16 protein-coding genes and 1 pseudogene are annotated in these 20,379 nt (G+C 70.3%); 4 read left to right on the top strand and 13 right to left on the bottom strand.

Annotation, left to right across the window (positions count from 1 at the left end):
• Position 1: 1 nt before the first annotated feature.
• The gene (locus OH768_RS09090; protein WP_406451836.1) at positions 2 to 772 is read right to left on the bottom strand and encodes an Atu4866 domain-containing protein; all 771 of its coding nucleotides are present in this window, start codon (positions 770 to 772) and stop codon (positions 2 to 4) included.
• Positions 773 to 879: 107 nt separating this feature from the next.
• Positions 880 to 2,742: a glycoside hydrolase family 76 protein gene (locus tag OH768_RS09085; RefSeq protein WP_406451834.1), complete on the bottom strand. Its 1,863-nt coding sequence runs from the start codon at positions 2,740 to 2,742 to the stop codon at positions 880 to 882.
• A gap of 340 nt (positions 2,743 to 3,082) precedes the next feature.
• On the opposite strand from OH768_RS09085, the gene OH768_RS09080 reads away from it, so the two are divergent.
• Positions 3,083 to 5,965 carry an MGH1-like glycoside hydrolase domain-containing protein gene (locus tag OH768_RS09080; RefSeq protein ID WP_406451832.1) on the top strand — a complete coding sequence of 961 codons (2,883 nt, stop codon included), beginning with the start codon at positions 3,083 to 3,085 and terminating at the stop codon, positions 5,963 to 5,965.
• Between the two features lie 55 nt (positions 5,966 to 6,020).
• Here the strand turns inward: OH768_RS09080 and OH768_RS09075 are convergent, their stop codons facing one another.
• From OH768_RS09075 to OH768_RS09045, 7 genes and pseudogenes are all read right to left on the bottom strand, one after another.
• The gene (locus OH768_RS09075) at positions 6,021 to 6,356 is read right to left on the bottom strand and encodes a hypothetical protein (RefSeq protein ID WP_406451830.1); all 336 of its coding nucleotides are present in this window, start codon (positions 6,354 to 6,356) and stop codon (positions 6,021 to 6,023) included.
• A 72-nt stretch (positions 6,357 to 6,428) separates the two neighbouring features.
• On the bottom strand, positions 6,429 to 8,354 hold the full coding sequence (locus OH768_RS09070) for a glycoside hydrolase family 9 protein (protein ID WP_406451828.1): 1,926 nt from the start codon (positions 8,352 to 8,354) through the stop codon (positions 6,429 to 6,431).
• The gene (locus OH768_RS09065; RefSeq protein WP_406451826.1) at positions 8,351 to 9,643 is read right to left on the bottom strand and encodes a sensor histidine kinase; all 1,293 of its coding nucleotides are present in this window, start codon (positions 9,641 to 9,643) and stop codon (positions 8,351 to 8,353) included. Before OH768_RS09065 ends, OH768_RS09070 begins: the two co-directional genes overlap by 4 nt.
• Complete coding sequence (locus OH768_RS09060) at positions 9,640 to 10,305, bottom strand: winged helix-turn-helix domain-containing protein (protein WP_406451824.1); 666 nt, start codon at positions 10,303 to 10,305, stop codon at positions 9,640 to 9,642. The genes OH768_RS09065 and OH768_RS09060 overlap by 4 nt, the downstream gene beginning before the upstream one ends.
• Before the next feature lie 76 nt (positions 10,306 to 10,381).
• Positions 10,382 to 11,821, bottom strand: a complete 1,440-nt coding sequence (locus OH768_RS09055) for a cellulose binding domain-containing protein (protein ID WP_406451822.1) — start codon at positions 11,819 to 11,821, stop codon at positions 10,382 to 10,384.
• 63 nt (positions 11,822 to 11,884) lie between these two features.
• Positions 11,885 to 13,417: a beta-N-acetylhexosaminidase gene (locus OH768_RS09050; protein WP_406451820.1), complete on the bottom strand. Its 1,533-nt coding sequence runs from the start codon at positions 13,415 to 13,417 to the stop codon at positions 11,885 to 11,887.
• A 55-nt stretch (positions 13,418 to 13,472) separates the two neighbouring features.
• Positions 13,473 to 14,087: pseudogene (locus OH768_RS09045) on the bottom strand (carbohydrate ABC transporter permease); the annotation flags it as partial.
• A 302-nt stretch (positions 14,088 to 14,389) separates the two neighbouring features.
• Between OH768_RS09045 and OH768_RS09040 the strand changes: the two are divergent.
• Positions 14,390 to 15,229, top strand: a complete 840-nt coding sequence (locus OH768_RS09040) for a GntR family transcriptional regulator (RefSeq protein WP_406451818.1) — start codon at positions 14,390 to 14,392, stop codon at positions 15,227 to 15,229.
• A gap of 24 nt (positions 15,230 to 15,253) precedes the next feature.
• Here OH768_RS09040 and OH768_RS09035 read toward each other — a convergent pair whose 3' ends face one another.
• The 3 genes from OH768_RS09035 to OH768_RS09025 form a co-directional block, all read right to left on the bottom strand.
• Positions 15,254 to 15,805, bottom strand: coding sequence for a dinucleotide-binding protein (locus OH768_RS09035; RefSeq protein WP_406451816.1), 552 nt, complete (start codon positions 15,803 to 15,805; stop codon positions 15,254 to 15,256).
• Positions 15,806 to 15,950: 145 nt separating this feature from the next.
• On the bottom strand, positions 15,951 to 16,733 hold the full coding sequence (locus OH768_RS09030; RefSeq protein WP_406451814.1) for an SDR family oxidoreductase: 783 nt from the start codon (positions 16,731 to 16,733) through the stop codon (positions 15,951 to 15,953).
• 76 nt (positions 16,734 to 16,809) lie between these two features.
• Positions 16,810 to 17,649, bottom strand: a complete 840-nt coding sequence (locus OH768_RS09025) for an SDR family NAD(P)-dependent oxidoreductase (RefSeq protein ID WP_406451812.1) — start codon at positions 17,647 to 17,649, stop codon at positions 16,810 to 16,812.
• 174 nt (positions 17,650 to 17,823) lie between these two features.
• On the opposite strand from OH768_RS09025, the gene OH768_RS09020 reads away from it, so the two are divergent.
• Positions 17,824 to 18,288: a MarR family winged helix-turn-helix transcriptional regulator gene (locus OH768_RS09020; RefSeq protein WP_406451810.1), complete on the top strand. Its 465-nt coding sequence runs from the start codon at positions 17,824 to 17,826 to the stop codon at positions 18,286 to 18,288.
• A 26-nt stretch (positions 18,289 to 18,314) separates the two neighbouring features.
• Here the strand turns inward: OH768_RS09020 and OH768_RS09015 are convergent, their stop codons facing one another.
• Positions 18,315 to 19,193: a helix-turn-helix transcriptional regulator gene (locus tag OH768_RS09015; protein ID WP_406451808.1), complete on the bottom strand. Its 879-nt coding sequence runs from the start codon at positions 19,191 to 19,193 to the stop codon at positions 18,315 to 18,317.
• A gap of 194 nt (positions 19,194 to 19,387) precedes the next feature.
• On the opposite strand from OH768_RS09015, the gene OH768_RS09010 reads away from it, so the two are divergent.
• On the top strand, positions 19,388 to 20,236 hold the full coding sequence (locus tag OH768_RS09010) for a helix-turn-helix transcriptional regulator (protein WP_406451806.1): 849 nt from the start codon (positions 19,388 to 19,390) through the stop codon (positions 20,234 to 20,236).
• The last annotated feature ends 143 nt before the right edge of the window (positions 20,237 to 20,379 follow it).

Genomic DNA, 20,379 nt, shown 5'->3' with positions numbered 1-20,379 from the left:
GCTACGACCGGGAGCGCGGCCCGAGCCGCATCGCGTACCCCGCGTGGTGCAGCTCGTCGCCCCGGAACTCGCCGAAGGCCCAGAAGCCGAGGTCGTCCAGGTAGTCGATACGGTCGCCGTCGATCCAGTAGCGGCCCTCGTAGGCGTGCGGGCGGCCACCGCGGGTCTCGTCGTAGCGGCCGTCGGCGGTCAACTCCTGGTGCAGGAAGTCGTTCTCGTCGATCCAGACGCCGACGCGAGGACTGGCGGTCAGGTCCTGGGCGGCCGGGATGCCCGCCTCGGGCGCGGTGGGGCGGCCGGGGGCGTCGGTCCCGGCCCAGAGGACCGGCTTGCCGTTTGCCACGAGCGCGCGGACCTCCTCCGGTCGGGTCAGCAGCGTGGCCATCGCACCCGCCACGTCGGGGGCGAGTTCATCGGGTACGACGAGCAGGTCGCCCGAGTTCCCGGGCGTGAGCGTCGCGACGTACTCGGCGCGGTGCCCGCGCCCGCCGGCCAGGGCGACCGTGTCCACGACGGCCGGCACCACCGTCATGCCGGTGCAGTCGACGACGATGGCGTTGTCGTCCTGCGCCGCCGTGACGATGCCCGGGCCGACGCCCACGAGCAGGGCGCCGACGAGCAGGACATCGGCACCGGTCAGGGGGCCGATCAGCGGGTCCATGGTCAGGACCCGGGCGTTGGTGAACAGGACGGGACGGCCCGCGTCGTTCGTGACGATCTCGTCGAAGGCCGGCCCGTTCCAGGTCACGGTGTCCGTGTGGGTGGTGCTCATCGTCTGCTCCTCGGGTGGGTGGCTGCTTCACGGCAAGCCTGGTTGCGCTCAAGCAGCGCAACCAGGCCGCCGTTACCCCAGGTGTCCCGCACCCACCCTGCGACCGCTCAGCCCGCGGCGGCCGTCAGCGCCCCGAGCGCACTGGCCTGCGTGCGCCAGTCGGTCTGGTTCGGGCTGGTGCCGGCCCAGCGTTCGCCGAGCGCGTTGAGGTTGGACCGGTCCTGCGCCCACAGGGTGTCGGCCTGTTTCTGGAGGTAGGCGCGGTAGGTGCTGGAGCCGGTCGCGTTCGCGAGGTCGGCGAAGTTCCGCATGAAGATGCCCTTGAACTGCTTCTGGTTGTCGTCGCAGGACGCCGAGCCGACGTCGCAGGACTCGGTGAGCACCCCGCCGACGGTCAGCTGCGAGCTGCTGATCGCGGCGTTCGCCAGGGTCTTCGCGGTGGTCAGCAGCGAACTGTCCCCGGTCGTCCTCCACAGTTCGGTGAAGGCGCCGATGGCCAGCCCCTGGTTGTAACTCCACACGGTGGAGCCGTTGTTGGCGCAGGACGAGGACAGCCCGTCGTTCACCAGACCCGAGGAGTTGATCATCCCGCTGGCCTTGTACCAGTCGGCCGACGTCTTCGCCCGCTGCAGCCAGACGGTGTCACCCGGGATCCGCTGGTGCAGCGCGGTGGTCAGCCACAGGTACTGCCCGTTGGTCACCGCGTTCTTGTAGGTCTTCTCCCGGTCCCACCACACACCGCCGCCGCAGGTGCCGGTGTCCCAGTACTGCTGCACGTAATTGGCGATGGTGACGGCCTCGTTGAGATAGCGCGCGTCGTGCGTGTAGTCGTAGGCGTCGATCCACGCGATCGCCCACCAGCCCGAGTCGTCGATGGACCGGCTGATGAAGTCCCCCTCGATCGCGTCCGAACTCCGCGTCCCGGCCGGGAAGACGCCCTTGTTCTGGTCGAAGGTGCGGGCGATGATCCAGTCGTAGTCGTGCGTGCCGGTGGTCTTCGCGAAGTCGATGACGGAGGTGAGGGTGGCCGCCGAGTTCCACCAACTGCTGGGCCACCAGCCGTTGTAGGGGTCGTACGACGTCATCAGCGCGTCCGCCGCCGCGCGTGCCCTGCTGGGCACGGGCCGGTACCACGCGGTGCAGCTGCCCTCGTTGTGGCTCGCCTCCCGGCCGCAGGCGCGGACCGCGCCGCCGTAGAGGAGACCGCGCGGATCGCGGGTGGCGTACATCGTGGTGCGGGTGGTGGTGGCCCCGGACGGGGTGCTGGTACGGCCGAGGGAGGAGCCGTCCGGCCAGGTCGCGCCGCCGTCCCAGGACCGGTCCAGCCAGATCTCGTCACCGGCGCCGCCCGTGTCGATGCTCGCCCAGGCGATGGAGTTCTTCTGGTCCACGTGCAGCCGGATCGTGCGGCCGTACAGGGTGGTTGACGGCACCGGCTGGTCGTCGCCCGCCGCCTGGCCCGCGCTCGTGCCGTCGCAGAGGGTGTCGCAGACGGTGGGATAGACCCAGTTCGTGCAGCCCACGCCGGCCGCGTCGCCGCAGGCCCGGACCAGGCCGCGCTTGTGGTTGCGCGGGTCGGTGATGTTGTACATCAGCGTGCGGGTGCCGGTCCAGGTGCTCGGGATGCTCGCCTTGCCGAGCAGCCCGTCCCAGGTGGCGCCGCCGTCCCAGGACCGGTCCAGCCAGACCGCGTCACCGGTCGAGCCGTTGTCGATACTGGCCCACGCCATGTCGTCCGCGTCGGACACATGGAGCTGCACACGCCGGCCGTTGACAGTCTTGTCCGGCACTGGAAACGTTTCCTGCCTGGCCTGCGAAGGGTCCAGCGTGTCACAGGCCAGGACGCACACCTGGGTCGCTGCGGACGCCTGCGTCGCGGCCGGGACGAGCGCCGCGAGCGCGAGGGCGGCCGTCAGGAGAAAGCTGAGGAACCGTGGTCTGACAACGATGTCGAAGCCATGTAGGGACACCGGAAACTCGCCTCGATTTCACGATGGGGGACGCCGGGTGTGAATGGATTCAGCTCTGGATCAAAGGTCCATACCTCTACCCGTACTCGACGCAGTGAACCGGCTTGGTGCGGCCCTGTCAATGTCCTAAGGTGCGCTTTTTACCCGGGAGTTGAAGGCTGTCGTGATGGGTTGACACCCGCTCTCCCGGCGCCCATCATCGGTGCGAACTTCGGCGAGTCATCTCGCGCACCCGTCGCTCCTCCAGTTCCAGGCTTCGGTGATCGATCGACTTGAATCGATTCATAAGCCTGGTTGTCCAGTTGAGCGGCTGGTTCCCCCACCGATCCGGGAGGCACTCATGCGCCGTCGCAGGCCAGCGCTGAACCGAAAGCCCAGACCAGGGCGCCTAGTCGGGCTCACCGTGGTGGTGGCCGCCGCGCTGGCCGTGACCCCGGCTTTGTCCGCCGGGGCGGCACCGACGGCCGCAACGCCCGCCCCCAAGGCGGCACTTGACGCCGTGAACTACTCGCCGACCTCGCGCACCCTCAAGCCGACCGCCGTCTACCGCACCTCCGGCAGCGTCGCGAACCCGACGAACGTCCTGAACGGGCAGGCGACCCGGATCTCCGGCTCGCAGTCGGCCGTCACGCTCGACTTCGGGAAGGAGGTCGGCGGCTTGGTAACGTTGTCATTCGGCAGCACCAGCTCCAGCGGCCAGCGCGTCGGCCTGGCCTTCAGCGAGTCGTCCCTGTACGTGGGCAACAACAGCGACCGCAGCAGTGGCCGCGACGGCGAGGACGGCGCCCTCTACACCACCCCCTCTGCCAACGGCACCTACACCGTGCCCACCGCGCAACTCCGGGGTGGCTTCCGCTACTTGACGGTCTTCCTGGACAGCTCGGGCTGGGTGGACCTCACCGGCGTCAGCCTCAACTTCACGGCGGCACCGGGGAAGAGCAACCCGGCCGACTACGCCAACTACTTCACCTCCAGCGACGAGTTGCTCAACCGCATCTGGTACGCCGGGGCCTACACCGTGCAGTTGAACACGATCGCCTCCAACCAGGGCCGGGCCTGGCCGCCGCCCTCCTCGGCCTGGGACAACAGCGCCACCGTCGGTGTGGGCGACTCCGTGCTGGTCGACGGGGCGAAGCGCGACCGTACGGTGTGGCCCGGCGACATGGGCATCGCCGTCCCCACGCAGTACGCGTACTCCAACGACCTCACCTCGACCCGCAACGCGCTCACCACGATGTACAACGCGCAGTCGTCAGCGGGTGAGATCCCGTGGTCCGGGCCGCCGTTCAACCTCACCGGCTCGGACACTTACCACACCTGGACGCTGCTGGGGACGTCCACGTACTACACGTACACCGGCGACCGGTCGTGGCTGGACTCCGAATGGTCCAACTACAAGCGGGGGATGGCCTTCATCACCAACAAGATCGACGGCAACAACCTGCTCAACGTGACCCGCACCCAGGACTGGGCCCGGGTCGGCCAGGGCGGCGAGAACATCTCCGCCAACGCCCTGCTGTACGGCGCCCTCAGGGGCGGCGCGACCCTCGCCGCGGTCGAGGGCGACAGCGCGCTCACCGCGAGCTGGAACAGCAAGGCCGACGCCATCAAGGCCGCGGCCAACTCCCGGCTGTGGGACGCCTCCAAGGGCATGTACAAGGACAACCCGACCAGCGGCCTGTACCCGCAGGACGGCAACTCCCTCGCCGTCTGGTACGGGTTGAGCGACTCCACGGCCAAGTCGAAGAGCATCATCGCGGGGCTCGGCAACAACTGGGGCATCTACGGCCCGACCACGCCCGAGTGGGGCGGCAACGTCTCGCCGTTCGCCGGCGGCATGGAGCTGAACGCGCGCTTCACCGCCAACGACGACTACACGGCCCTGGACCAGATCCGCCGCACCTGGGGCCACATGCTCGACAGCGACATCGGCACCAAGAGCACGTTCTGGGAGGGCATCCAGTCCGACGGCGGCCTCGCCTACGGCGGTTCGTTCATGAGCCTGGCCCACGGCTGGTCCACCGCGCCCACCTCCACGCTCACCTTCGACGTGCTCGGCACCGCGCCCGAGTCGTCCACCGGCGCCTACCGCTTCGTCCCGCACCCCGGCGACCTGACCAGTGCCCAGGGCCGCATCACCACGCCCCAGGGCGCGATCAACGCCTCCTGGTCCCGCAACCCGTCGGCCGGCACCTACTCGGCCACCCTCTCCAGCCCGTCCGGCAGCACCGGCCGGATCGGCGTCCCGAAGCTCGGCGGCAACATCACCGTGACCGTGAACGGCGCGACCGTCTGGAGCAACGGCTCCTTCACGCCCACCTCCGGCATCACCGGCGGCAGCCAGGACGACACCTACGTCTACCTCACCGGCGTCGCCCCCGGCAGCTACACGGTGTCCGCCACCGGCCTCGGCAACCCGGCACCGCCCGCCGAACCCGGCACCGGCACCCTGCGCGCGGGCTACACCCGGTGCGCGGGCGAGGGCGGCACCTGCTCCTTCAGCGGGACCCGCTCGGTGGCCTACGGCGCCGGGACGTACACGTACAAGACCGTGACGAGCAGCACCGCCTGCTCCAACGACTCCTTCGGCGGCGACCCGGCCGCGAACCTCGCCAAGTCCTGCTACGTCGCCGACGCGGGCGGCCCGCCCGGATACACCGCCTGCGCGGCCGAGGGCGGCACCTGCTCCGTGCCGGGCTACAACCGCGACGTCGCCTACGGAGCCAACGGCAACTTCGTCCACCAGGTCACCAACGGCTCCGTCGACTGCTCCAACGCCCACTTCGGTGATCCCATCGACGGTGTCGCCAAGTCCTGCTATCTGCCGCCCGCCGGCGCCCCGGCCGGCGGCTGGACCAAGTGCGCCGACCAGAACGGGACGTGTGCGGCGGTGGCGGGACAGCCGGTGATGTACGGCGCCTACGGAGCGTTCACCACGGCCACCGCCACCGGCGACACCGCGTGCACCGACGCCACGTTCGGCGACCCCATCTCCGGTGAGTCGAAGGCCTGTTACACCGCCACCGGCGGCCCGGTCGGCTATGCCACCAACTGCTCGGCGGAAGGCGGCACTTGTGGCTTCAGCGGACAGCAGACCGTCGCCTACGGCGCCCGGGGCCGCTTCCTCTACAAGACCTTCAGCGGCGGTACGAGCTGCACGACGGCGGCCTTCGGTTCCGACCCGCTCCCGAACGTGAGCAAGTCCTGCTACCTCACGTCCTGAGCGGCCCGACGCGTCCGGCGGCCCCCGTCTCCCCGCGTGTCCGGGGGCTGCCGGATCACTCCGGATGCGCCACCGCCTCCTTCTGGAGCTGCACCGCCGCCAACAGGCTCAGCCCCGGTTCCGCCTGCCGCAGTGCCCGCACGGCTGCGACCGAGGCGAGGTCCCCGGCGAAGCCGGCCGCGGTCAGCCGGGACCGGACCCAACGAGCCCGCAGCCGGCCTTCGTCGGCGGCTGCGGTGGAGTCGACGAGCGCGGCGGCGCGTTCCAGGCCGGGGCGCTCCTCGGGCGAGGCCCCGGCCAGTGCCTGACGCAGGGCCGCCGCGATCACGTCCGCGTCCCGGACGGTCAGCACGAAGGTGTTCTTCTTGCCCAGTTCCGTGATTCCTGTCATGGGGGACAGACTGGCCGTCATGTCCCGTGCCCGCCAAGCGACTTGAGCAGACTCAGAGACTCAGGGACCCGGTCACCTGTTCTTGTCCTGCGCCGTCAGGGCGAAGGCCAGCAGGGCCGTCGTGGTGAAGTCGAGCGAGGGCTCCACCGTCTGCCAGGCGCCCACATCGTCCACGTACCGTGAGCCCTTGCCGTCGAAGTCGGTCCAGGCTCCGGTCGGCGGGCCGGCGGTGCACTTCTTCATGGTCGGGAAGCCGTTCAAGTCGGCCAGTTTCTCCGCCGCGTTGGGGCCGTTGACCACCGCTCCGCGCAGGATCGCGCCCTTCCCGTCGTGGCTGCCGCGGAGGTTGGCCAACTGGTGTTCCGGGCAGTGCGGGTAGACCTCACCCGCGCCGATCATGAAGCTGGTGCCCCACGGGTTGGCGCCGAGCGCCCAGCCCCGCTGCCGCCCGGCGAAGGCCGCGAAGCGGGTGTCACCGGTCGCCCTGGCGTACAGCTGAGCGGTGGCCACCAGGCCGAACGTGTGCGGTACGGCGTCGAAGTCGTCGTAGACCGCGCCCGCGCCGAACGGATCGTGCCCGGCGCGCTCGACCCCGTCCTCCAGCTGGCGGCGCAGGTCCTTGTAGAGGTCCTCGGCCCCGACGCCGTTGCTGCGGTCGCCGTCCAGGGCGGTGGTCAGGTCGACATGGGCGAGGGCGCTGACGTCCGCGACGTTGAGGGTGCCCTTGACGTCGGAGTCCAGGTAGGCCCGGGCCCAGTGGGCCGCGTCGGCCGTCCAGTCGCCCTCCCGGTCGTCACCCAACTCCCGAGCGGCCAGCGCAAGTTCGGCACCGGCGAACTCCAGGTCGTCCTGCCAGGAGTCCTCGGGGTAGAAGCCGCTGGGGAAGGCGGTGACGAGCGGCTTGTCGGGGTCGGGGTCGGTGTCGGCCTGCTCGTAGACGGCGGCGGCCTTCTCCAGCCACTCCCGCGCCTGGTCCGGGTCGGAGTCGGCCGTGCGCTGCGCGGCGAGGGCGAACACCGCCGCGACCCGTCCCGCCAGACTCGGCGTGATCGGCTCGCCCGGCGCGTTGGCCCGGAACACCGGCCGGTGCTTGATCGTGTAGTCCGGGTCGCCGGGCGACACATCGAGCCGGTCGTCGGCCTCCGGCAGCCGCCACACGTCGTGATCAGTGCGCACGTTGTCGTTGCCCGCGCCGATGCCGACCTGGGCGTAGAGCGTCCCGCTGTCGCCGTCCCACATCCGGTCCAGCCAGGACAGACCGTGGTCGGCCTCGGCGGACAGCGCCGGCATGGCCGGCAAGTCCCGTTCGGCAAGCAGGAGTTCGGCGGTCGAATAGGAGGTGGTGCCGGTGAACTTCAGGAAGTCGCCCGCGTCGAACCAGCCGCCCGAGGCGTCGACCGTGTCACCGGTCGGGGTCAGCCGCTCGTCGAGCAGTTCCTCACCCGCCTCGTCGTAGTGCGGGTCGGCGTAGACGGTCGCGTGCTCGTCGGCCAGATGGGACGGGCCGTGCTTGAGGATCCCGGGCAGTACGTCGGCGCCGTCGCGCTGGGCCTGGAGGAAGCGGACGTTGTCCCGGACGAGCGGGGTCATCAGCTCGCTCGCGTCGGCGATCCGGAAGGCGGGGGAGCGGCCGGCGGCGGTGCCGGAAAGGACGATGCGGTAGGTCCCGGGGGTGTTCACCGCGGAGAGGTCGACAGTGCGCACGGACGGGTACTTGGCGTTCCAGTGACCGGTGACGGCACCCAGCCGGCCCGCCGTGACCACCTTGTCCTCCGCGTCGACGACCTTGAAGCGCGCCCCCGCGAGCGCTTTCACGGGTCCCATGACGTAGGCCTGCTTCGTCTCGCCGCGCACATAGCCGGCCTGGTCGACCCGGACGACCGCCTCGGCAGCGGGCGGTGCGGCCGTCGTGTCGTACACGTTGACGGCGACGAGTACGGCGCCGAGGGCCGTGGCGGCGCCGGTGACCAGGAGTACGGGGCTGCGCAGTGCGTTCATGCGCCCACGGTGCCGAGGCCTTCATGAGATGAGGATGAGGACGCCCGGGCCGGGTCCGCCGGCAGCCGGAGTTCGGCGAGCAGGCCGCCGCCGGGAGCGTCCGAGAGGCGGGCCGTGCCGTGATGCAGACCGGCGACCCAGCGGACGATGGCGAGGCCGGCTCCGGTGCCCTGACCGGCTCCGGTGACACCGCGGGCGAACACGCGTTCCCGGTCGGAGAGGGGAACCCCCGGCCCGTGGTCGCGGACCGTGACCAGCCCCGGCGCGACGGTGACCTCCACCGGCGACCCGGCCGGGCCGCCGTACCGCTGGGCGTTCTCCACCAGGTTCCGTACGGCCTGCGCAAGCAGGTCCGGATCGCCGAGTACCACCACCGGTTCGGCGGTCACCGTGACGCTGTCGTGGTCCGGCAGCTCCTCGACCGTGGTCTCCACCAGCTGGTCCAGGCGCAGCGGCACCAGCTCGACCCGCTGGGCGCCGGACTCCAGCCGGGCCCTGGCGAGCAGCCCGGTGACCAGCCGGCTCAGCCGGTCCACCAGTCGTAGCGCCTCGTCGGACGAGCCGCCGCGCTCGACGGTGAGCCGCAGGGTCGCCAGCGGGGTGCGCAGCTCGTGCGCGGCCTCGGCCAGGAACTGTTCCTGCTGGTCAAGACCGCGCAGGGCGGGACGCATGGCCCGCCCGGACAGCAGATGCCCGACGGCCGCCGCGCAGCACACCAGCGCCGTGCAGCCCAGCGCCAGCCAGCGCACCAGGAGGTCGTGGTCGCGCTCGCTGCGCGCCAGCTCAGTGCCGACCAGTACGGCCGCACCGATCCGGTCGCCGTCCCAGACCGGCGCCGCCGCCCACCGCAGCCGCCCGCCGGTGGCCGACGGCGCGCTGTCGAGGACGGTTTCCTGCTCGTCCAGCACCCTCCGCCAGACCTCGTCAAGACGGTCCTGAGCAGGCAGCGAGGAGCGTCCGGGTACGACGTTCCGCAGCGTCGGCGGCTTCCCGGGCGCGGCCTGCAGTACGGCCAACGCCTGTGCGCCCTGGGCGAGTTCGTCCTCGCGCAGCGGCTCCAGGTGCAGCACTCCCGCGTCGAACCAGACCGCCCGCGACAGCCCCGCCGCGCGGCTGCCCACCTCGTGGTCGAGGCCGGAGCGGCGGGAGGCGGCGTCGATCCGGACGGCGACGACGGCGAGTACGACGAGACAGGCCGCCGTCGTCGACGCGAACAGCAGCGTCATCAGCCGGCGGGTGCGCCGCAGCCGGGCCACCGCAGGCGATGGGGCCTCGGCCTGGCGCTTCACGCCTCGCCGCCCAGGCGGTAGCCGACACCGCGCACCGTCCCGATCGGGTCGGGCGGCCCGAGCCGTCTGCGCAACTGCCCGATCAGGACGTCCACCACATTGGACATCGGCTCGCTCGCCTCGTCCCAGCAGCTCTCGATCAGCTCGCTGCGCGTGACGACCTCGCCCGCCCGCAGCATCAGCAGTTCCAGCACCGCGAACTCCTTGGCCGACAGGCTGAGCAGCACTCCGGCCCGGGTCACCCGGCGGCGCGGCAGATCGACCTCCAGGTCGCCCGCCCGCAGCAGCGAGGGCCGCGCGGGCTGCTCCCTGCGGCACAACGCCCTTACCCGTACGACGAGTTCGGCGAAGGCGAACGGCTTCACCAGGTAGTCGTCCGCCCCGTGCTCGAAGCCGGCCACCCGGTCGCTCACCGCGTCCAGCGCGGTCAGCAGCAGGAAGGGCAGCACCGATCCCGCCCGGCGCCGCGCGGCCAGCAGCGTGAGGGAGTCGCCGTCCGGGACCGAGCGGTCGGCCACGACACAGTCGTAGCGATTCACGGACAGCTTGAGGTCGGCCTCGGCCAGCGTCCGCGCGAGGTCCACCGCGAACCCCGCACCCCGCAGCCGATCTGCGACGACGGGCCCCAGCTCAAGATCGTCCTCCAAGACCATTACGCGCATGGCCCGGAGCTTAGGCGACGGCGGGGCGCGCACTTGGATCCCGTACACCGAGTGCGCGCCCCACCGCGTTCCGTGCTCAACTGCTGGGCACGGTGTCCTCGAACGTGGTGCCCGCGCCCCGGTAGGCCGCCACCTTCGCGGCGACCTGCGCCGGGGTGAGGACCTGGTCCTTGACGTGCAGGACGTAGTCGACCTGCTCGTCGTAGGCGCGCGCGGTGGAGCTGGTGAGGCCGCCGAAGTCGATCAGCCACTGGTTGAAGTTGATCGACATCGGCCGCTCCGGGAGGTACGCGGCGTCATGGGTGCCGAAGAGCTGGCCGTCGATGTAGTACTTGATGTTGTTGTTGTCGATGGTCAGCACGAGGTCGTGCCAGCCGTTGTAGCTCTGCCGGCCCTCGGTGTGCTGGTTGACCGCCACCCAGGGGTCGGCCTGGTAGGTCTCCCAGGACGTCGTGTAGAGGATGTTGGACGACTCTCCCCAGCCGCCGTTGGGCAGGTACTCGAAGTCGTACTCGGAGTAGTCGTCCGCCATCGGTGCCGTGAGGTCGTTGATGGTGAAGAAGGTCTGCACGAGGTGGTCGCCGTCCGGCCCGTACTTGGGCGCGTCGTTGAACTTGACCCGGGCCGCGTAGGTGCCGTTCTTGAACTTCCTTGTGTTGGTGACGACTTCGGTCTGCTTGGTGCTCTCGCCGGTGCCCGAGGTCGAGGTCTCCAGGTTCATCACGGAGTTGCCGCTGGTGCTGGCGAAGGTGACGTTCTCGGGCGCCCAGGTGGCGCCGGAGACACCGGGCCCGCCGGAGGTCGAGCGGACGCTCCAGCCGTGCGCGGCGATCTTCGGGTCGTTGGAGGCGCTGTAGTTGAAGTCGTCGAAGAGGGTGGCGCCGGTGGCCGGGGGATCGGTGGGCGGGTCGGTGGGCGGGTTCGTCGGGTCGTTGCCGGCGGGGGCCGTGCCCCACAGGGTGGTACCGGACAGCTGTGCCGTGACCTTGGACCAGTCGGCGTACGACGTCTGTGAGGCGCCGAAGGAGTAGTCGTCGCTCTGGTTCAGGGTCTGCCATGTCGACTGGTAGAAGCGCAGCTGCATGTCACTGGTGTCGGTGCCCGGCGCGAGGGTGCCGGCGCCGGAGGTGAAGCCGATCTCCAGGTAACGGTCCGCCGTGGCCGTCGGGTTGGCGAGGGTGCCGAAGGTGCCCGTGATGTTGGCGCAGCCCTTGACCGCCCAGGAACACGCGAAGCGGTAACTCGCGCTCGCCGAGTCCGCCTTGAAGTAGTAGCGGAGCTTGACGTTCGCCAACTGCACTGTGGTGGAGCCGGTGTTCTTCACCTTGAACCAGGGCTCGGACTGGTCGGCGGTGGCACCCGTGGCGCTGGTGCGGTACTGGACGCTGAGTCCGTCGCCGGCCGCGCTGGCGGTGGACGGCATGGCGGTGAGCGCGGCGGCGCCCAGGGCCACCGCTACGGCGGCGGACGCGGCGGCGCGCAGCCTGGTCTTCGCGAACCTCGTGTCGTGTCTCATGTCGTGCCTCTCCAGAAGGTGGGGTGGTTCCGGAACGGGACAGCAAGGGCGGTACTGGACGGGTCAGGGGTGGTACTGGACGTCGAGCGCGTCGAGCCGGGCCGTGTGCCCGTCGAGCCGGGCGCGGAAGTCGTCCCAGTCGGTCGGGCCGCTCCACGCGCGGTCGGCCAGAGCGCACAGGCGGGGATAGGTGAGGTACTCGATACGCTCGGGTGCCGTGACGAACTCGGTCCACAACTGGGCCTGGGTGCCCAGGACTTGGTCGGCGGCGCTCCGCTCCGCGTCCTCGGGGACGGGGTCGTGGGAGTGCACGGTCCGCAGATCGACGACCTTGCCCGGCTGGGCCGGGGGCTCGCGCGGGTCCTCGGACTGGGCGTAGTCGAGGTAGGTCGCCCGGTGGTACGCGCTCACCACCTGGTGGCCGCGCCGGGCCGCCGTCAAGGTGTGCGCCGCGTCGCGCCAGGTCATCACCGTGAAGTCCAGGGGCAGTTCGGCACCGGTCTCGGCCCAGCCGACCGGGCGCCGCCCGTGCCGCACGAGGAACTCGCCGATCCGCCCGAGGAACCAGCCGTGCAGCGCTGCGGGACTCGACAGGCCCTGTGCCACCGCCCGTTCACGCGCGGCGGCACTGTGCGTCCACTCGGCGGTGGGGCACTCCTCGCCGCCCACATGGATGTACGGCGAGGGGAAGACGTCCATGACCTCGTCGAAGACGGTACGGCAGAAGTCGAGGACCTCGTCGTGGACGCCGAGGACGGTGTCGCACACGCCCCAGCGGGTCCAGACGTCGAGGCTGCGTTCCGGGTGGTTGCCCAGCTCGGGATAGGCGGCCAGGGCGGCCCGCACATGCCCGGGCATCTCTATCTCCGGCATGACGGTCACCCCGCGGGCGGCGGCGTAGTCGACCAGGCCGGCGAGTTCGGCCCGGGTGTAGGACCCACCGTGCGGGACGCCGTCGTACAAGTCGCTTCCGGCGGGGCCCTGTTGGGACTCGGCGCGGTGGCCGCCGATCTCGGTGAGCTTGGGATAGGCGGCCACCGGCATGCGCCAGCCCTGGTCGTCCGTGAGGTGGAGATGGAACACGCCGATCTTGTGCAGGGCCAGCAGATCGACGTACCGGCGGAGATAGGAGACGGGCTGGAAGTGCCGGGCCACGTCGAGCATCGCGCCGCGCCAGGGGTGCCGGGGGAGGTCGGTGATCTCGACGCAGGGCAGCAGCCACTCCGCGTCGCGCTGCGGACGCGGCGACAGGGCCTGCGGGGGCAGGAGTTGACGGATCGTCTGGATTCCGCGCAGCAGCCCGGTGAGGTGTGCGGCGCGCAGCAGGACGGCGTGCGGGGCGACGGTGAGCCCGTAGCCCTCGTCGCCGAGACCGGCCAGGCCGGCGTCGAGGGTCAGGGTCAACTGCCCGTCGGGGGAGGCCTCCAGGGGGAGTCCGGTGGCGGGGGCGAGCAGGGTGCGCAGCAGGTCCGCGGCCGGTTCGGCGCCCGCGCCGATACGCAGCGAGGTGTCGGCGTCGAGCGTGAAGTGCCCCGGCCGGAGCGCGGACTTGGTGGGTCGGGGGACGAGGGAGAGCACGGAACGCTGTGCGGGCATGGATCGTCTCCGGGACGGGGGCGTGTGGGTGTGGGTGTGGGTGTGGTGCGGAGGGTCAGCCCTTGACCGCGCCGGCCGCGAAGCCGGAGGTGACATGGCGCTGGAGCAGCAGGAAGATCACAAGTGCCGGTGCCGCGAAGAGAGTCGAAGCCGCCATGGTGGCGCCCCAGTCGGTGCCGAAGACGTTCTGGAACGAGGACAGCCACACGGGCAGCGTGCGGTGGTCCTGCTGCTTGATGATCAGGAAGTTGGCGTAGGTGAACTCGTTCCAGGCCGTGATGTAGCCGAACAGCGAGGTGGCCATCAGACCCGGTGCGAGCAGCGGGAACGCGATGCGCCGGAACGCGCCGAACCGGGTGCAGCCGTCGACCTGCGCGGACTCCTCCAGCTCCGGAGGGATCGTGCCGATGAAACCGCGCAGCACGATGATCGTGAACGGCAGCGTCATCATGAAGTAGACGAGCGTCAGCGTCGGCAGCCGGTCCAGCATGTCGGTGTCCCGGGAGATGATGTACACCGGGATGATCAGTGACTCCCAGGGCGCCATCTGCGCGATGAACACCATCAGCATGAACTGCCGGCGCCCCTTCCACCTCATCCGGGCGACCGCGTAGGCCGAGCCGAGCGCGATGACGAGGGCGAGCAGGACCGCGCTCAGCGTGACGAGGACGCGACAGGCCGGCGAACATACGGAGCTGCACGGTTCACCCCTGGAGGACATGAACTGACCACCTGACCAGTGAAGCCCACTGGACAGCTCACCTCTCGATGTGGGGATGAAGGTGGCATAGACCAATGCGGGCGTCAACCCCCTCTGTTGCTAGGGGATTTGGCGTGGATATCGCCCGAGAGCCGGATGATCACCACCCGATGGTGGTTACACTTCCCCGGTCAAGAGGGCGAACTGCGGGGCAATCGCTGGTCAACTGGTCAACCGGTCGGCCGGGGAATCCGCGTACGAGGGAGTGCGACATGAAGGCCGACGCGCCAGGGGCGATACTCAAACGGGAGCGGGTCCGCGACTTCATCCTCGACCTCGTCGAGTCGCAGCACCCGGGGGACCCGATCCCCTCCGAGCGCGCCCTCTGCGCCCAACTCGGCGTGTCCCGGCCGACCTTGCGCGCAGCGGTCGACGAACTCGTCGCCGCGGGGCTGCTGGTGCGGGAGCACGGGCGCGGCATGTTCGTGGCGCCCGAGAAGATCACCCAGGAACTCGTCTCCGGTGAGCAGACCATGACGGCGCCGCAGGCCTCCGGGACCTGGTCGAGCCGGCTGCTGGAGTTCACCACCATCCCGGCCGGCGCCCGGGTGGGGCGCAGGCTGCGGCTGTCGCCCGCCGCCGAGATCGTGTACGTCGCGCGGCTGCGGCAGGTCGACGGCGCCCCGATGGCCATCGAGCACCTGCACATCAGGGCCGATCTCGTACCCACCCTGTCCGCACAGGAGTTGGAGGCCGGCGACCTCTACGAACACCTGCGGGAACAGCACGGCGTGCACGTCCAGGAGGCGGTCCAGGCCATCGAGCCGACGGTCGTCACCAAGGCCGAGGCCGAACTCCTCGACGTCCCCGAGCTCTCCCCGGCCCTGCTCTTCGAACGCCTCACCTCGGACACGACAGGCCGGCCCGTCGAGTACGTCCACTCGATCTACCGCGGCGACCGCTACCGCATCGTCTCCCGCCTCACCCTCGGCCCCGCGGTCGCGGCCCCCTCGGCCCCCTTCGGCCACCACCCCGGCATCCCCCCGGGTGACTTCGCCCACCGCGACACCATCGCGTCGTCCACGCGGGGGGACATCCAGTCGGGGGCGTGAACTGCCGCCGGGCGGAAGGTGGTTCTACAGCTCGCCGGGGCGGCCGTACCGGTAGAAGAACGGTCCGTCGAGCTGGCCCGCCAGTGCGCGGGTCAGGCCGGAGCTGTCCTCCAGGAGTCGGGCCCCCGGGGTGAGGTCGCCGACGTAGAGCGGATCGAAGCCGGCGTGGGTGATGAGCCGCGCGGTGATGTCCTTCGCGGCGGGCTCGGCGGCGTAGAGGTTGCTCGGCGTGACGCGCTGCGTGCCGACCTGGTCGTACGCCGAGGCGAAGACCGTGTTGAAGGACTTCGCGGTCGGGCCGCCGACGATCGACTTGACCTGGTGCGCGAGCGAGGGGAAGGACTCGTCGCGGTCGCCGTAGAGGTTCGTCGCGTCGACGGTCACCTGGCCGTTCAGCCCGGTGACGCCGGCGAGCGCCTCGGCGATGAGGCCGCCGGGGACGGCGACGACCACGACGTCCGCGTCCGAGGCGTCACCGCCGTCCCGGCCCAGCGTCCTGACCTGGTGTCCTGCCTTCTCCCAGAGCCGGGCCAGGCCGCCGCCGACGTGTCCTCGTCCGATCACCGTGATGTTCATGTCGGGCCCTCCGGTTGCTGGGAGTTTCACTGTCCTCGTTGACGTGTCAACAAAACACCACACTTGTTGTCGTGTCAACCAATGCCGCCGGGGCGGGGGAGGGACAGCACCCGGCTGTTCCTCCCCCGCCCCGGCGGGACGGAGCTCAGATGGCCTGCGCGGTGGGCAGGATGGTGATCTCGGTGAGGTTGACGTGGCGCGGCACAGCGGCCATGAAGGCGACGGTCTCGGCGATGTCGGCGCTCTGCAGGACGTCGATGTCGTGGATGAGGTCGGCCATCAGCTTCGACGCGTCGGCATCCGTGACGTGGTCGGGGAGTTCGGTGTCGACCATGCCGGGCTCGATGGTGGCCACGCGGACCATCTTCGGGCCGAGCTCGGTCCGCAGCAGCCGGGTGAGGTGGCTGATGTAGGCCTTGGTGCCGGAGTAGACCGAGAACTTCGTCAGGATGCGGGTGGCCGCGATCGACGAGGTGTTGATCAGGTCGGCCGGCCTGCCGGCGGCTGCGGACTCCGTCAGGTGGGGGAGGAACGCGGCGATCACGTTCATCAGCCCGCTGATGTTGAGGTCGATCTGACGCTGCCAGTCGTCGACCTTCAACTCCTCGATACCGGAGATGAGTTGCACTCCGGCGTTGTTGAACACCAGGTCGGCCTTGCCGAAGCGCTCGGCGACCCGATCGGCGGCGCTCTGGACGGCGGCCCGGTCGGTGACGTCCACGGCCAGGGCGAGCGCGGTGCCGCCGGCCGCCTCGATGTTCTTGACCAGACTGTCCAGCCGCTCCTTGCGGCGGGCCAACACCACGACGGTGGCGCCGAGTTCGGCGAGACGTTCGGCGGTGACGGCACCCATGCCGCTGGAGGCGCCGGAGACGACGGCGACGCGGCCGGCCAGCGGGGTACCGGTGAGCAGGGCGGAAGCGGACATCACAAGACCTCGATCTCTGTGCGGGAAGGTGTGTGGGGGGCTGGGAAGCGTGCTGGGAACGGTGTTTGAGGGTGTGTCAGGCGACGTCGTCGTGTGCGGTGGCCGCCGACTTCTCGCGCCACGGGGCCAGGTCGTCCTGCACCTGCCGGTACTTGACCTCCAGCCGCTCCAGGGTGTCGCGGCCGAGGTAGAGGTGCGTGGGCAGCTTCTCGGTGCCGGTGACCTCGACGATGAGCGCGGCGCCGCGCACGGGGTCGCCGAGCTGGGCGTGGTTGGCCCGGTCGATCCAGTCCAGCGTCACGTGGGCGGGGGTGTCGTCGTAGTCGGCGATACGGTTCGCGGCCACCGAGAGCGAGCTCGCGTCGAGGAAGTCGGTGCGGAACACGCCCGGTTCGACCACCATCGACTGGATGCCGAACGGCGCCATCTCGGCGGAGAGCGCCTCGCTGATCCCCGCGACCGCGAACTTCGAGGCGCAGTACAGGCTGACGCCGGGCTCGCCCTCGAAGCCCGAGCGGGAACCGATGTGGACCAGCTTGCCGGAACCCTGCTCGCGCATCACGGGCAGGACGGCGCGGGTGACGTTGATCAGGCCGAACACATTGAGGTCGAACAGTGAGCGGGCCTCCGCGTCGGTGATCTCCTCCAGCGCGCCGAGCAGCCCGCGGCCGGCGTTGTTGACCAGGACGTCGATACCGCCGAAGCGCTCCACGGCGGCCTCGACCGCCTGCGGGATGCTGTCGTTGTCCGTGACGTCCAGGGCGACGGTGAACACGTTGTCCGACTTCTTCAGGTCGTCGGACACCCGCTCCGGATTCCGTACGGCGACCACGACATTGTTACCGCCTGCCAGCGCGGCCCGGGCGATTTCCGCGCCGATTCCACGGGAGGCGCCGGTGACAAACCATGTAGCCATGGGGAAAACCTCTTTCGTCGCTTCCCCTCGTGGGGGATTTCCTGTTGACGTAAATGAGTCTGTCCCTCCGTCGGGGAGCTATGAAGGCAGCGGTTTTCCTGGGAGTCCCACACCCAGGAACGGGCACCGGACCGCGAAGTCGGTGACATGTCAACAAGCTGGTACGGTGACGGCATGCCCGAACCCCGATGGCTCACCCCCGACCAGGCCGAGGTCTGGGCGAAGTACCGGACGCTGCGCCGCACCCTGCAACGGGCCCAGGACCAGCAGCTGCAGCGCGATTCCGGCCTCTCGGCGGCGGACTACGCGCTCCTGGCGCCCCTGTCGGAGTCCGCCGACGGTGTGCTGCGGGCACGGGAGCTCGGTGCCGAGGTGGACTGGGAGCGGAGCCGGCTGTCCCACCAGATCAGCCGCATGGAGAAGCGCGGGCTGGTCACCCGCGAGGCCTGCGCCGACGACGCGCGCGGCTCCATGGTGCGGCTCACGCGAAAGGGCCGGGAGGCGATCGAGGCCGCCGCGCCCGCGCATGCGGAAAATGTGCGGCGGCTGGTTTTCGATCCGCTGACACCTGACGAGGTGTGCCTTTTCGGCGATGTTCTGGACCGAATACTGGACGCTGTCGAGCAGGATTCCCGGTAAAGCCGACGCGGCAAAGGGCCGTGCTTCTACTGGGCGTCCCGCGCCGGATTCTGCTGGTGCGGCACCTCGGGCGCGCTGAGCGACCCGAGCAGGGCCAGGGCGTCCGCCGAGGGGGAGTCCGGCTCCGCCTGGAGAATGATGAGCTGCTGCCCCGGCGCACTGCGGATGTTGAGTGCCTCGTGCCGCAACTCCAGTTCGCCCACGACGGAATGCCGCATCCGCTTCACCTCGTACGGCGGGACCCGGGCGTACTCACGGGCCCACAGCGAGCGGAACTCGCCGCTGCGCACCGACAGTTCACCGACGAGCTCCAGGATGCGGGGATCCTCGGGGGTGCTCGCGGCGGTCTGCTGGAGGTCGGCGACCGCGCGGTCCTTGGCCCGCTCCGCGTTCCGGTAGAAGGTCTTCGCCGCCGGGTCCAGGAACAGCATACGCAGCACGTTGTCCTGCTGGGCGAAGTCGCCGTAGAGGGCGTCGGTCAGGGCGTTCGTGGCCAGCAGGTCCTGGGCGTGGCCGACGATGAAGGCCGGTGTCCTGGTCCAGCTCTCGATCAGCTGCCGCAGATGCGGGCGGACCCGCTCGACCCGCACCGCCGGCCTGGTGCGCCGGGCCGTGGGCCGCGCAAGGCGGAACAGCTCCCGCCGGTCCTCGTCCCCGAGCCGCAGTGCACGGGCCATCGCCTCCAACACCCGTACCGAGGGGCTGAGTTCACGGCCCTGCTCCAGCCGGCTGTAGTAGCCGGCGCTGACCCCCGCGAGCGCCGCGACCTCGTCGCGCCGCAGCCCTGGCACCCTGCGACGGCCGGAGCCGGGCAGTCCCGCGTCGGCGGGGCTGACGCGTTCCCTGCGGGAGCGGAGGAAGCGACCCAGTCCTTCCACCGGGTCGGGGCGCGTGTCGTTGTCCATACCGTCGAGGCTAGGCGGAAAGCGCCCCGAGAAGTTCGGTCGACGGTGGGTGCGTCGCACCCAGGACCGCGGCTCCCCGGGTGTCAGGACGGGCCGGCCGGGCCGCGAATCACTGTGTGTGAAGCATGTGGAACCTGGTGCAGTCGTGGACGACCGGGCCTTCTCATCGAACGGAAAACACTTAGTCTTGCCGCATGAGCAATGGGACCCCTTTGGGTGATTTCCTCCGGGCCCGCCGCGAGGCCCTCAAGCCCCAGGACGTCGGTCTGCCCGAGTACGGGCGCCGCCGGGTGCCGGGACTGCGGAGGGAGGAAGTCGCGCTGCTCGCCGGAGTCAGCTCCGACTACTACATCAGGCTGGAGCAGGGACGCGAGAACAGCCCGTCCCCGCAGGTGCTGGAAGCCGTGGCGCAGGCGCTGAAGCTGGACGCGGAGTCCGCCGACCATCTCAACCGCCTCTGCCTCGCGCCCTCGCAGCGCCCGCACGGCCGGAGCGAGGCCGAAGTCAGCGCGCAGCTCCTGCAGTTGATGGACGGCTGGGAGCACACCCCCGCCTTCGTCCTCGGCCCGGCCCTCGACATCCTCGCGGTCAACTCCCTTGCCACGGCGCTGCACAGCGGGTTCGACGCCTTCGACAACCTCGCCCGCAATGTGTTCGTCGACCCGGCCGGGCGCGAGTTCTACCAGGAGTGGGAGCGGGCCGCGCACTCCTGCGTCGCCGAGCTCAGGGCCGCCTACGGACACGATCCCGAATCGGCCCGGATCGCCGAGGTGGTAGCCGAACTCTCCGACGCGAGCGAGGAGTTCACCGCTCTCTGGCAGCTGCACGACGTCAAGTCCAAGTCCCAGGAGGGCAAGCACCTCAAGCATCCGGACGTCGGCGACCTGCACATCGCGTTCGCGGCCTTCACCGTCAACGGCGCCCCGCACCAGCAACTCGTCGTCTACCAGGCCGAACCCGCGAGCCCCACCGCGGCGGCCTTCGAGACACTGCGAGCCCTGGCCACCGAGCCGAAGAAGGCCGGGGCGACCGCACACCTGTGACCGGGCCGGGACCGGCCTGCCCGAGCGAGGACGTTGCCGGGAATGCCGATCCGCATGTCGATTCAGCCCCGCGCCCCTTCAGGGCGACGGCCCGACCGTCGACCTCAAGGACCGCATGACCAAGTGGCAGTACCTTCTGTAGG

Origin of the sequence: Streptomyces sp. NBC_01622, assembly GCF_045209635.1 — a bacterium.
In the GTDB taxonomy this organism is placed as follows: Bacteria; Actinomycetota; Actinomycetes; order Streptomycetales; family Streptomycetaceae; genus Streptomyces.
Note: the sequence above shows the minus strand (reverse complement) of the source record. Positions and strands in the feature narration are given on the sequence as shown.